8 protein-coding genes are annotated in these 13,096 nt (G+C 73.6%); 2 read left to right on the top strand and 6 right to left on the bottom strand.

Annotated features, from left to right (window positions below; all coding sequences use genetic code 11):
* Window positions 1-55 precede the first annotated feature (55 nt).
* On the bottom strand, window positions 56-1,168 hold the full coding sequence (locus tag ACFSHS_RS03735) for a helix-turn-helix transcriptional regulator (protein ID WP_376871913.1): 1,113 nt from the start codon (window positions 1,166-1,168) through the stop codon (window positions 56-58).
* Window positions 1,169-1,334: 166 nt separating this feature from the next.
* Here ACFSHS_RS03735 and ACFSHS_RS03730 point away from each other — a divergent pair, with 166 nt between their 5' ends.
* Both ACFSHS_RS03730 and ACFSHS_RS03725 read left to right on the top strand, forming a co-directional pair.
* Window positions 1,335-1,892 carry a hypothetical protein gene (locus ACFSHS_RS03730; protein ID WP_376871910.1) on the top strand — a complete coding sequence of 186 codons (558 nt, stop codon included), beginning with the start codon at window positions 1,335-1,337 and terminating at the stop codon, window positions 1,890-1,892.
* A gap of 59 nt (window positions 1,893-1,951) precedes the next feature.
* Entirely contained in the window at window positions 1,952-3,400 is a 1,449-nt protein-coding gene (locus ACFSHS_RS03725; protein WP_376871907.1) for an FAD-binding oxidoreductase, read from the top strand.
* A gap of 101 nt (window positions 3,401-3,501) precedes the next feature.
* Here ACFSHS_RS03725 and ACFSHS_RS03720 read toward each other — a convergent pair whose 3' ends face one another.
* The 5 genes from ACFSHS_RS03720 to ACFSHS_RS03700 are packed head-to-tail and all read right to left on the bottom strand — an operon-like array spanning window position 3,502 to window position 13,075.
* Window positions 3,502-4,722 carry an alpha/beta fold hydrolase gene (locus tag ACFSHS_RS03720; RefSeq protein WP_376871904.1) on the bottom strand — a complete coding sequence of 407 codons (1,221 nt, stop codon included), beginning with the start codon at window positions 4,720-4,722 and terminating at the stop codon, window positions 3,502-3,504.
* Complete coding sequence (locus ACFSHS_RS03715) at window positions 4,715-6,244, bottom strand: FAD-binding oxidoreductase (RefSeq protein WP_376871901.1); 1,530 nt, start codon at window positions 6,242-6,244, stop codon at window positions 4,715-4,717. The genes ACFSHS_RS03720 and ACFSHS_RS03715 overlap by 8 nt, the downstream gene beginning before the upstream one ends.
* Window positions 6,241-8,211, bottom strand: coding sequence for a hypothetical protein (locus tag ACFSHS_RS03710; RefSeq protein ID WP_376871899.1), 1,971 nt, complete (start codon window positions 8,209-8,211; stop codon window positions 6,241-6,243). Before ACFSHS_RS03710 ends, ACFSHS_RS03715 begins: the two co-directional genes overlap by 4 nt.
* A complete protein-coding gene (locus ACFSHS_RS03705; protein ID WP_376871896.1) occupies window positions 8,208-10,631 on the bottom strand; it encodes an MMPL family transporter in 2,424 nt (807 codons plus the stop codon). The genes ACFSHS_RS03710 and ACFSHS_RS03705 overlap by 4 nt, the downstream gene beginning before the upstream one ends.
* Window positions 10,628-13,075, bottom strand: coding sequence for a GMC oxidoreductase (locus ACFSHS_RS03700; protein WP_376871894.1), 2,448 nt, complete (start codon window positions 13,073-13,075; stop codon window positions 10,628-10,630). The genes ACFSHS_RS03705 and ACFSHS_RS03700 overlap by 4 nt, the downstream gene beginning before the upstream one ends.
* Window positions 13,076-13,096: the final 21 nt, after the last annotated feature.

Genomic DNA, 13,096 nt, shown 5'->3' with positions numbered 1-13,096 from the left:
CCCTTCGTCGTCCCGGGCGCAGCGGAGCGAGCCACCGGATGCCCGCCTCCTGTTCTCAGGCCTCCAGGGGCATCCGGGTCACGCGCTGTTCCAGCGCGGGCTCGTAGTGCTCGGCGAACAGCTTCGCGACGAGTTCCCCGCGGGTGGAGACGCCCAGCTTCGCGAAGACGGACTTCACGTGGTCGCGCACGGTGTGCGCCGACAGGAACAGCTGCTGCGCCATCTCCGCCGTGCCCAGACCCCGGGCGAGCGCCGAGATGATGTCCTGCTCGCGGGGGGTCAGGGCGTAGGCCTCGACGATGATCGGTGCGACCTCCGCACTGGTCGCCGGTTCGACGACCACCGCCAGCAGGTCGTCCGTGCCGGCCGCGCCGGGCAGGTGGGAGGCGTGCAGCACCAGCCAGCGGCCACGTCCGGTGCGCAGCCGCATCCGCGCGGGGCCGCGCTCGTGGCCCTCGGCGACCGCGAGCCCGTGCGCGAGCAGCACCCGCACCGGTGACGGGACCTCGGCGCCGATCCCGACGTCGGGGAGTTCGTCGAACCACGCCCGCGCCGCGTCATTCGCGTTGAGCAGGTTGCCCGATCCGTCGAACAGCACGACGCCCGGGCTGTGCGGCTGCGCGCCGGTCGACCGCCGTTCGGCGACCAGGCGGGCGCGCAGGGCCTCCGCCACCGGCCGGGTGAGACCGGCGACGAAGGCGATCTCGTCGGGTGAGAACGGCCGCTCCTCGGTGGGCCGGTAGAGGCTGATCGACCCCCAGGCGGACCGCTCGGCCCGGAGGACCGCGCGCAGCTCGTCGCCGTACCCCTGCGGGGCCATGAACTCGCGGTACCGCGCGCTGCGCACGGGTCGGGCGCCGGTGGCCTCGACCAGCCCCGCGGCCGCGGTCTGCGTCCTGGCCATCGCGAGGAACAGGTTCGTGTCCTCGACGAGGAACTCCCGGGGCCAGAACGAGCCGCAGTGCGACGCATGCACGCCGTCGATGAGCGCGGGCGCGGTGGCGAGGTGGGTCGCCGGGTCCAGTCCGAAGCAGAGGCTGCCGGTGAACGGGACGAGCCGCCGCAGCCGGAGCAGCAGGTCCCTGAAGAGCTCCTCCGCGGTGCCCGGCCGCTCACAGACCCTCAGCACCTCGTCACGGCGCCGCTCGAGCTCGTTCCTGGTGGCCACACCGGAACGGTAGGGGCTCCGGGCGCGTCGGGGACCCCCTCGATTGCGGGAGTCCGGGCCCCCCGAGGTTCCCCGCCTCGCGGGATGGGGGCACCCCGGTCGTCCCCGCAGGCTCCTTCTCGCCGCCGGCGCTCCCCGCGCCGGCCCCCACACCGAGGAGGACCCCGTGAAGCGCCCCCTGCGTGCCCTGTCCGTCTCCACCGCCCTGGCCGCGGCCGCGGTCACCGGCCTCGCCGCCGCGCCGTCCGCCGGTGCGCACGATTCCCCCGGCCACCGCCCGTCCGCCGGTCCGCGCGCCGCCGCCGGGGAGGCCGAGCTGGCCTCGGTGCGGGCCGCCACCGCCCGGTACCACCGGGTGGAGGCCGCCCTCGCCGACGGCTACCGACCCTCCCCGGAGTGCGCGGCCTCGCCCGACGGTGTCATGGGGGTGCACTACGTCAACCCGGCCCGGCTGGGGTCGATCGACCCCCGGCGCCCGGCGATCCTCCTCTACGTCCCCACGGAGAACGGGCCGCGGCTGGCCGGAGTCGAGTACTTCCAGGCCGACGCGGACCAGGACCCGACCACCGACGACGACCGGCCGTCGCTGTTCGGGCAGCCGTTCGACGGGCCCATGCCCGGCCACGAACCCGGCATGCCCGTCCACTACGACCTGCACGTCTGGCTCTGGGCGCACAACCCCGCCGGCACCTTCGCCCCCTGGAACCCGGCGCTGAGCTGCTGACCGCCCTCTCCACCACCCCACCCGCGGCCGCACCAGCGGCGCCCACCGGAGGAACCGACATGACCATCACCGTGCCCGCCGACCTGCCCGTCCCCGAACCTCTCGTCCCCACCGACCTGCCGGCCCTGCGCGCCGCCGTCACCGGTCCCGTCCTGGTACCCGGCGACCCGGGGCTCGCCGACGAGATCACCCCGTTCAACCTCGCCGCCCGGCACCGGCCGGACGTCGTCGTCGCGGCCACCTCCACCGCCGACGTCGCGGCCGCGGTCGGCTGGGCCGCCGCGAGTCGGTTGCCCGTCGCGGTCCAGGCCACCGGTCACGGGGCGGAGGTCGGCGTCGCCGGCGGCCTGCTCATCACCACGGGGCGGATGCGATCGGTCTCGGTGGACCCGGTGGCGCGCACGGCCCGCATCGCGGCCGGCGCCCGCTGGGCCGACGTGATCGCGGCCGCCGCTCCGCACGGGCTCGCACCGCTGAGCGGCTCGTCCCCCGACGTCGGCGCCGTCGGCTACCTCCTGGGCGGCGGGCTGCCGATCCTCGGTCGCGCCTTCGGCTTCGGCGCGGACCTGGTCCGGTCCTGCGTGGCCGTCACGGCCGACGGGCGGGTCCGGCAGGTCGACGCGGGCAGCGAGCCGGAGCTGTTCTGGGCGCTGCGCGGTGGCCGGGGAGCGTTCGCCGTCGTCACCGAGATGACCCTCGACCTGCTGCCCCTGCGCAGCATCTACGGGGGCCTGCTGCTGTACCCAGGGGACGCCGCCCCCGCGGTCCTGCACCGCTGGCGCGAGTGGGTGGCCACCCTGCCTGACGAGACCTGCACCTCGGTCGCGATCATGCGCTTCCCCGACGCGCCCTTCGTCCCGGAGCCGCTGCGGGGACGGTGCGTGGTGGCGTTGCGGGTCGCGCACGTCGGTCCCGCGGAGGAAGGTGCCCGGCTGCTCGCGCCGATGCGCACGGTCGCGCCGTTGCTCGAGGACGCGGTCACCGAGATGCCGTACGCGGCATCCGCGGCCATCTACCGGGATCCGACCACGCCCGTCCCCAGTGAGCACCGCGGCGCGACCCTGCGCGAGCTGCCGGTCGAAGCGGTCGACGCGCTGCTCGCCGTCGCCGGCCCGCAGGCCGCCTCTCCGCTGGTGGTGGTCGAGCTGCGGCATCTCGGTGGCGCCCTGGCCCGGGAGCCGCGGATCCCGAACGCGGTGCCTGCCCGGGACGCGGCGTTCAATCTCCTGACCCGCGGAGTGCTCGTGCCACCGGTCGTCGACGCCATCCCGGCCGCGGCGCAGGCGGTCCACGCGGCGCTGTCGCCGTGGGCGGCGCGGGGCTGCCTGCTCACCTTCCTCGGGGCGGCCGACACCGATGCGATGGCGGACGTCTGGCCCGAGGAGGTCTACGCACGGCTGCGGCGGGTGAAGGCCGACTACGACCCGCACGAGGTCTTCCGGCAGGGGCACCGGATCCCACCGGCCCCGTTCGTGCCCCGGCCGTCGGAGGCAGTGGCGGCCTCGTAGACCGACGTGGTCGGCGGCGGGGGGCACGCCTCCCGCCGCCACCGCGGCGACCGCCGCAGCCGGACGGTGGAAACCACCCACCCCGACGCGGCCGCAGCGGGTCAGAGCGCCTTCTGCATGCCCTCCTTGTCGCCGACGGCGGCCGACTCCGCGGAACCCCGCGGTGCCGGCGCGGTCGCGGGCACGGCCTCGGCCGTCCGGTCGGCGCCCGCCGGCACGGCCGTCGCACCCGCGCGGTGCCGGTCCAGGAAGTCGAGGAACGTCGGGAAGACCTCCTCGGCCACGTGCTCGCCCATGAACGGGTCCTGGTGCCCGTAGCCGGGCAGCACCGCGAGCTCGTGCCGGCCCGGTGCGCGGCGTTCCAGCTCGCGGTGGCAGACGATGTTGGAGTCCCGGAACACGTTGTTGTGGTCGCCGGTCGCCAGCATCACCGGCGTCCGGATGTCCGCCGCGTTCTGGAGGTAGTCGTCCGGCAGCCGGTCGTAGCGCGGGTCCTCGGGGTGCATCTTCACCGCGTTCCCGGCCGCGACCATCTTCCGGACGTGCCGGTAGTAGTTCATGCTCGTCGCCCCGTAGAGGTCGCCGCCGCGCCGGTGGGTGACGTCGGCGAGCTTCTCGTGGCTGTAGAGCGCCGGCCATCCGGTGCCCCACATCAGGCTCAGCATGTGGCAGTCCGGCTCGTCGCACTCCTTGTGGAACGCCGACACGATCTTCGAGAAGAGCTTCCCGCGGGACGGGCCCGGGTCCTCGCTCCAGCGGGGGTTCAGGTACGGCAGGCCGATGACGTCCTCGACCAGGACCGGTGCGAAGGTCAGCTTGGCCCGCGACCACGTCGGCACCCGCGGCGTCAGCCCCACGCTGTTGGCGATGACGCTGGCGATCCCGTCGACGGCCCCGCCGAACAGGCTCATGAGGAACGACACCGCACCGAGGCAGTGGCAGATGACGTGGATGGGTTTTCCGTCGGTGTGCTGCCGCATCAGCTCGACCGCCGGGGGGAAGTCGTACAGCGCGATGTCGTCCATGGTGTAGCGGTGCTTGAACAGGTTGTACGAGAACCGGTTGCTCATCCGGAAGTCCATGCACCAGACGTCGCTGTAACCGTTGTCGAGCAGGTAGGTCACCAGGTTCCGGTGCTCGGGCATGATGAACATGTCCGTGGACGTCGTGAGGCCGTGGATGACCAGCACCGACTCGGTGGCCTGGGTGCCCCGGCTGAACCGCAGCAGGCTCAGGCCGAGTCCGTCCTCGGTCGGGAAGTAGTACGTGCGGACGTCGGCGTCGGGCACGCCGTCCAGGGTGTAGAGCGGGATCTCACGCACCGACGATCTCCTCCTTCGCGGCCGCAGCGCTCTGCTGCTCGGCCATCCGGGTCCAGTACGCGTTGGGGTCGACCTCGGCCCGGCGCGCAGGGTCCTTCGACGTCTTGGTGTGCATGTAGCGGAAGCCGTGGTGGGCGATGCAGATGTCGTCGAGCTCGGTCACCAGGTCCTCGAGGGCCTGCTCGTCCATGCCGCCGGCGCTCATGCCCTGGAAGAACATGAGCTCGCAGAACTGCTTGCCGCGGCCCTCCGTGGCGAGGTACTCGCTGGTGATGCCCTTGACGTACACCGAGATGAACGTGAAGCAGTCCCGCTCGGCGCGGTAGCGCCGCATCAGGTCGTAGGTCTCGCGGAACAGCTCCTCGAAGCGGTCGAGCGGCGCCAGCACGATGAACATGCGGGTCGGGTCGCCGACCGTCGAGTCGAGCACCTTGTCGGTGAAGAACTCGACGTTCTTCACGGTCGCGTACGCCGGGCTGAAGACGACGCCGGTCATCCCGACGTACTTCAGCGCCTGGTCCAGCGGCGCCGGCAGCCGCCCGCCCACGTAGCCCAGGCCGTGCAGGGCGTCGTAGGCCACCCGGTCGCGCAGCCGGGCGTACGTCGTCTGCTCGGTGGGGTGGTACGCCGAGAACTGGCCGAGGCCGAAGCTCCCGCCGTCCCCGCGCGGGAAGTCGATCCACACCCCGCGCTCGTACAGCGCCTCGCCGGGGTTGCGGATCGCCTGCGCGGCGCCGTCGATGAACGTCGCGACGTCCCAGTAATGGGTCTGGTGGTTCTTCAGCACGGTCGTGTACTTGTCGATGTCGATCAGCCGGACGGTGATCGTCGCCATCACACCGTGCCGGCCCAGCCCGCAGAGCACCTTGTGGAAGTCGGCCGCGTTCTCCTCGCGGCTGCAGGTGACCAGTTCGCCGTCCCAGGTGACGTACTGCAGCCGCTCGATGGTGTCGACGAACAGCCCGAACCGGTGGGACGCCGGGCTGATGCCGCCCACGGAGGCGAACCCGCCCGCCGTGATGTGGTTGTGGTCGCCGATGACGGGCAGGCCCAGGCCCATCTCGGAGAGGTGGTCGTCGATCTGGGCGGAGACGGCGCCGGCCTGGATGGTCGCGGTCATCCCCGCCCGGTCGACCTCGAGGATCCCGTTCAGCTTCTCCGTCAGCAGCACCGAGCCGCCGTCGGTCACCACCAGGTCGTTGCTGGAGTGGCCCTTGCTGCGCACCCGGAGCTGCTCGCCGAGCGACTTCGCCTCGCGCACGGCGGCCACCACGTCCTCGGTCGTCTGGGGCAGGTAGATCTTGCGCGGGAACCTCGGCGCGATGCCGGGGTTGGCGACGCGCTCCCAGTCGAAGCCGAGGCTGTCGATGCTGTCGTGGACGAACAGCTCGTGGCTGTTGATGCGTTTCTTCCAGGCCGGCGCGCCGCCGGAGTCCGGGATCGGTGGCGGGTCCTCGGCCGGCGAGGGCACGCCCCGTTGTCGGGGCAGGCCGGCGCGCACGCCCGCGCGCGTGGTGGTCATGACGTCGTCCTCTCGGAGGCGGGGAAGGCGGGCGGGGCCTGGCTGGCCCCGGGAGGGTTCGGAGGGACGTGGGACCCGGTCACGGGCGCACCTCGGGGAACCGCGTCGTCGAGCGTGGACACCGTCTGCGCCGGGATCCGTCGTGCCGCGGGCGGCTGCGGCGCGGGCGCCTGCGGCGTACGGGCGATCCGGATGGGGGGCTCGATGAGGACCGGCGCCAGTGGCGTGTCGACCGCCTCGAACCGCTCGCCGTCCGTGGGCGCCCCCTCCCGCACGCGCCAGCGGCGGGGCACCCGTGGCAGGCCGACGGGGTAGACGGTGAGCGTGCCGTCGGGCTGCAGCCGCAGCCGGAGGAAGTTGCGGCGGTCGGGGATGGCCTGGCCGGCGAACAACTCGTTGCTGTTCAGGCCGAAGCGGTCGGCGACGAGCAGGTAGACCGCCACCAGCTCCGCCGCCAGCAGCCCGCCCACCACGAACACCAGCGGCACGACCAGCGCCAGCGACCAGACGCCGGGCACCCCGGCGGTCAGCCAGGTGGCGAGCCGGATCACCGCCACCGCCAGCGCCAGGTGCAGGAGACCGTGGGCCAGCCCCACGATCCGTCCGCGCCACTGCGAGGCGTGCTTGGTGAAGGCGATGGCGCCGCCGAGCGCGACGGCGCACAGGACGAGGCCGGCGACGCTGTTGACCAGGCCCCCGGCGAGGTTGGCGAGGCTCGCGTCGCGCAGGGCGGCGGCCATCGCCCGCAGGTCGTCCAGCAGGCCGTGCGCCGGCTCGCGCAGCGCCGCACCCACCGCGAGGGCGAGCAGCGCGTAGAGACCGCCCAGCAGGGCGGCGAACGTCCAGGTGCCGAGGGGCAGGCGCAGGATGCCCCAGCCGAGGCGGCGGGAGTCCGCCGGGTCGGGGTAGACGGCCTCGCGTTCGTACGGCGTCGAGGGGCTCTTGCTGCGCGCCCGGCTCTCCGGTGGCGGCACCAGGATCGACGGCGGCAGGTGGTGGGTGGGGGAGAGGTAGGCGCCGCCGGCACCCGCGGTGATCTTCTGCGCGCCGTCCCGCGCGGCGTAGCGCGAGTAGTGGTGCCGGTCGCCGGTCAGCGCCAGGCGGACGGCGGCGCCTCTCGGGCGGACCACGGTGCGCTCGAAGAAGTCGAGGGTGGCGTAGGCCTCGACGTCGTCGTCGGTCGCCGCCACCCAGCTGGGCTTGGCCGTGCACAGCACGATCGCGTCGCCGGGCTGGAGCTCCCGGGCCACCGTCTTGAAGTAGGCCAGCTGCGCCTCGTCGAGGTAGGTGTCGAACTGGATGTCGATCCCCCACAGCCACCAGCCGGCCGACAGCTTCGTGGCGAAGTAGCTGCGGGCCTGCGCGCTGCGCCACCCCCCGATCCACCGCTTCTGGCAAAAGGTGCGCATGAAGGCGGTCAGCCCGTCGTACCAGTCGTGGTTGCCGGGCACGGCCTGTAGGTAGGGGGCCTCGTCGTCGGGCACCTCCGGCAGCGCGGCCCGGTAGGGGCCGATCAGCCGGTTCTCGTACTCGTCGACGCTCGCGGCCGGGTAGCACTCGTCGCCGCCCATGACCAGCAATCGGCCGCGCCGGGTGGGGTGGGGCTGCCCGACCGGCGTCGCGAGCTCGAGCGCCGGGCGGGAGAGCAGCGCCGCGACGGCGTAGGTGGCGTCGAAACCGTCGCCCGTGTCGGACACGTAGTCGACCCACAGGTCGCCGTCGGCGTCGCTGAGGTCGAGGTAGCCCTGGGCGTCGATGTCGCCCATCTGCTCGCGCTTGTCGTTGTACTGGCCCAGCACGCCGCTGATGACGGCTTGCAGGGCGGTCTGCAGCAGCAGGCTCGGCTGCAGCCACCGGGTGCCCCGCTGTCGCTCGAAGGACTCCGCGGGGTCGTCGGCCGGCACCCTCGGCGGCGCCAGGCCCTGGGTGCGGACGTCGGGGGGCGGTCCGTCGGCCGTGGCGGTCATGAGCGGCTCCTGGTGTCCTCGGGCGGTGTCGTCGCGGCCGACCGGGAGGTCGCGGCCGCGTCGGATTCCTGACGTGGGGCCTGACGTGGGGCCGGCACGCCGGCCGGCACCGGGGTGGGGCGGGCCGGGCGGCCCTGCCCGGGCAGCCACCAGTTCCAGGCGCCGAGCAGCCGCATCGAGGCCGGGACGACGAGCAGCCGGATCACGGTCGCGTCGAGCGCGATGGCCACCGCCAGCCCCAGGCCGAGCTGCTGCAGCGGCAGGATGGCGGTGAACGCGAACGCGCCGAAGACGGCGACCATCAGCACGGCGGCACCCGAGATGAGCGGGCCGGTCCGCGCGACGCCCCGGGCCACGCTGACCGTGCCGTCGCCGGTGGCCAGCCACTCCTCCCGCACCCTGCTGAGCAGGAAGATCTCGTAGTCGGTGCTCAGGCTGAACAGCAGCGCCAGCAGCAGGACCGGCACGATGTTCTGCAGGTGCGTGGAGGGCTCGACCCCGAGCAGCCCGGCGCCGACGCCGTCCTGGAACACCAGGACCAGCAGCCCGAACGCGGCCGCGGCCGACAGCAGGTTGACCGCGATTGCCTTCAGCGGCAGCAGCAGCGACCGGAACGTCAGCAGCAGGACCACGAAGATCACGCCCAGCATCAGCGCGAGCGCCCACGGCAGCCGCTCGGTGATCGCCTGGTTGCTGTCGACGCCCTCGGCGGTCTCCCCGCCGACGACCGCCGACACCCCGCTGCCGTCCAGGGCGGCCGCCGTCTCCGACCGCACCTCGCCGATCAGGGTGCGCGCCGAGGCGCTGGCGGCGTTGTCGTCGGGCACGACGTCGAGCACCAGCCGCCGCCCGTCGTCGGAGACGAAGTGGTCCACGGTGGCCGCGACGTCCGGTGGCAGTCCGTCGCGGACCTCGGGGTCCAGCGCCGCGAGCGGGTCACCGGGACTCAACTGGTCCAGCAGCCCCAGCGGGGAGTCCACCCGCGCGACGCCGTCCAGGCCTTCGAGCCGCTCCTGCAGGCCGGTCAGCCCGTCGCCGGCGCCGGACCCGGCGAGCGGCATCCGGCTCTGGACGACCACGGTCATGGGGGAGGCGGCGCCCGGGCCGAACTGCTCCTGCAGCACGTCGTAGCCCTGCCGCACGGGGGAGCTCGGAGGCACGATCCGGGCGTCGGCGGTGAAGACGTGCAGGTTCAGCGCCGGCCAGGCCAGCGCGAGCAGGACGGCCAGGGTGACCAGCAGCACCGTCCACGGCCGCCGCATGATCCGCACGGTGAGCGCTTCCCAGCCCGAGCCCTCGCGGGCTGCCCGACGGCGGGGCAGGGGGATGCGCCCGGCCTCGATGCGGTGGCCGAGCAGCAGCAGGAGCGTCGGCAGCACCAGCACGCTGGTGAGCGCGGCCAGCGCCACGACGACGATCGCGCCGAGCGCGATGGAGTGCACGACGCCCAGCGGGACGAGGAAGAGCGACGCCATCGCCAGGACGATCACCAGCGCCGAGGACAGCACGGTCTCGCCGGAGGTCCGCAGCGTCGTTGCCACCGCCTGCCGCGGTGTCGCGCCGCCGCGGAGCTCCGCGGTGAACCGGCTGATCACGAACAGCGCGTAGTCCACCCCGACGCCGAGCCCCAGCATCGTCACGGCGCTCTGCACGAACACCGAGAGCTCGAGCCAGCCGGTCACCACGGTGAGGACGCCGAGGGCCACCACGATCCCGGTGATCGCCACGACCAGCGAGACGACCGAGGCGACGACGCTGCGGTAGAGGAGCAGCAGGAGCAGCAGGATGAGCGGCAGGGTGACCAGCTCGGCCTGGGTCAGCCCCTCCTCGCTGAGCACGGTGACCTCGCCCCAGAAGGACGCCGCGCCCACGAGGGCCACCCGCAGTCCCTGGTCGCCGTAGCGCTCGGTGAGCTCGTCCTGCACCTCGGGGAGCAGCTGCCGGGCACGGCCGTCGTCCAGATCGAGCGCGACCAGGGTGATGACGGTGCGGCCGTCCTCGCCCACGAAGGGCTCGCGGGCCTGCTCGCCGAGCGTGGCCCAGCCGTAGGTGCCGCTCACCTCCAGCTCGTCGCGACCGGTGAGGTCGTCGGTCACCGCGCGGACGCGGTCGGCGAACTCGGGCTCGTCGGCGGTGTTGCGCTCGTCGTGCACCAGCAGGGTCACGGCCGTGGCACCGCGGGCGAGGAAGCCCTCCCGGACCGCCTCGACGGCCTGCTGCGACTGGGAGCCGTGCACGTACCAGCCGCCGCCGGAGAGCAGGCCGGGCAGCGGCCGGCCGACGACCGCGGCCGTGGCGAGGACGAGGACCCAGAGGACCAGCACCGTCCATCGCCGCCTGCCGAGCAGGCCGCTGACCCTCTCGGCGAGCGATCGGCGCGAGGCGGGGGAGGGAGCCTGCGCCGTCGCCGGCGTCGTCACGGCCGGCTCCCCGCCGTCTCCAGCACCCGGGGGCCGTAGGTGTTCCACAGCTCGCCGAGGAAGACCGAGCCGAAGGCCTGCACCGCCCGCACGGAGTCACCGGGCCGGGGCCCGCTGGCGCGGAGCGTGGTCAGCTGCTTCATGAAGTCGGGCAGGTGGATGGTGATGATGCCGCTGCCGAGCAGCTCGGCGTCCCCGTCCTCGTCCGTCTCCCGGTGACCGGAGTAGAGCCGGACGTACAGCGTCGACGTGTCGCGCCAGACGTCCCAGCCGGGGTCGTCGTGCACGTCCTTGAAGCCCGACAGGGTGACCGGGTTGCCGGCGCCGTCGCGGAAGAACAGCCGGTAGAGCATCCGCGAGCGGCGCGGGTCGCCGCCGTCGGCCGGCGTGTGCACGAAGAGGTTGAACGTGCCTCGCTCGACCGGCAGCCGCCCGCCCAGGGCCTCGCACTCCACCCAGCCGACGGCCGTGCCGGTCCGCTCGGCATCGACGAGGAAGCGGTCGACGTCCTCGATCGTGATGGTCAGGTGGAACATCAGCCGCGTGCCCTGGGCCCGGCCGCGGTCGAAGCCGCGCTGGTGGTCGGTCTCCCCGAGGGTGACGAAGCCCTTCATCTCCTCGGTGAAGGCGAGTCGGGTAGCCCGCCCCTCCGGGGACGGGGCCGGCGCCGGGATGGTGGGCGCGGCCGGGGTGTGCTCCTCCCCCTTCGCCCGCGCGGCGGTGCGGACGACCGTGCCGCGTCGTGCGTGCTGGTCGAGCAGGTGCTCGGCCAGCCGGTCGGCGAAGGCGGCGATCGTGAGCGACGGGTTGGCGCCGACGGGGCCCGGCATGGCGGCCCCGTCGGCCACGTACATGCCCGGGTGACCGAAGACCTCGCCGAACGAGTCGACGACACCCTCCCGGGGATGCCGGCCCATCGGCGCGCCGCCGAGCGGGTGCACCGTGATGACCCGCCGGCGCAGGTGCCAGATCGGGTTGTCCCGGAAACCGGCGCCGAGTTCGCCCGCGACGTCGCGCATGACGCCGCGGACCCGTGCGAAGTAGCGCGTGGACGTGGCGCTGGTCCAGTCGACCTGGAGGTAGCCGCGGCGCAGCCGCAGCACCCCGTCGGGCACGTCCCGCCCCATGCCCAGGATCGGCAGCGAACCCGCGGAGAAGGCGGCGTTGCCCAGCAGGGCCTGCATCTCCGAGCCGAGCCCCGACCGGGGCGAGCCGGTGACCCGCGCCCACAGCCGGTTGGCCGCGAACCTCGCGATGCGCACGGCGGTGGCCGGCGCGTTGGCGGCCTCCACCATCCACTCGGCGAAGTAGGGATAGCCGGCGTCCTCGACGTAGAAGCCCCGGCCCTCGGCCCCGTCGCCGTCGGCCTCGTCGGCCACCCGGATCCGGCTGGTGATCACCGGGCCGCGGCTGCCCTCGATCCGCCGGGGGCTGCCGTCGGTATTCCGCGCGCCCAGGACGAAGGTCAGCAGGTCGCCGTTGCCGCTGAACCGCGTGCCCAGGGTCCGGGACATCGCCGGGAAGGCGGACCGGTTGCGCAGCAGCAGGTACGGGGTGCCCAGGGCACCGGCGGCCAGGACCAGCCGGTCGGCGCTGATCTCGGTCTGCGGCAGCCGATCGGTACGGGTGCGCCGTCCTTCGGCCGCCGGGTCGTGGCCGACGTAGGAGATCCGGTAGCCGCCGCCGTCGGCCGGGGCGATCCGCCGGACCTCGCTGCGCGTCCGGATCGTGGCGCCGGCGTGGGCCGCCGCGGACAGGTAGGTGTGGTCGAGGGTGTTCTTGCTGCCGTAGTTGCAGCCGATGTCGCACTCGCCGCAGAGCCGGCAGGTGGTGCGCAGCCTGCCGTGGAGATTGCCGTACTCGTACGGCTGGATCGCCTCGCCCGGGACCGGCCGGCCGCCGTTGCTGCTGAAGCTCACCGCGAGCTTCGGCAGGTCCCAGTCCAGGCCGAGCCGCTGGGCGGCGTCCCGCAGGGCGAGGGTCTTGGGCGTGGAGGCGTACGGCTCGGTGTCCATCGGGTACGGCCGGGCGCGCAGCATCCGCTCGACCGCGTCGTAGTGCGGGTCCAGGTCGGCCCGGCTGATCGGCCAGTGCTCGTAGCCGCCGCCCGGCACCGGGTCCTCCTGGACGAACCAGCGCTCGTCCTTGCGGATGAGGACGTTGGCGTAGATCAGCGACCCGCCGCCCAGACCGCTGGCGACGACGGCCTCCAGGCCCCGGAAGGACCACAGGTCGAACAGCCCCTGCAGGCCCTCGCTGGGATCCCAGAAGTTGCGCTGCATCTCGTACGGGGTGCGCGCGAAGGAGCCCGGGGGGTAGGCCTTTCCCCGCTCCAGGACGCAGACGCGCAGTCCGGCCGAGGCCAGGCGGTAGGCGGTCACGGAGCCTCCGAAGCCACTGCCGACGACGACCGCGTCGAAGTGCTCGGAGCCGGCTGCTGTCATGAGTGGGTCCTCATCCGTCGT

Origin of the sequence: Blastococcus deserti (assembly GCF_042682525.1) — a bacterium.
Taxonomy (GTDB): domain Bacteria; phylum Actinomycetota; class Actinomycetes; order Mycobacteriales; family Geodermatophilaceae; genus Blastococcus_B; species Blastococcus_B deserti.
This window is presented reverse-complemented; position numbering and strand designations above follow the sequence as displayed.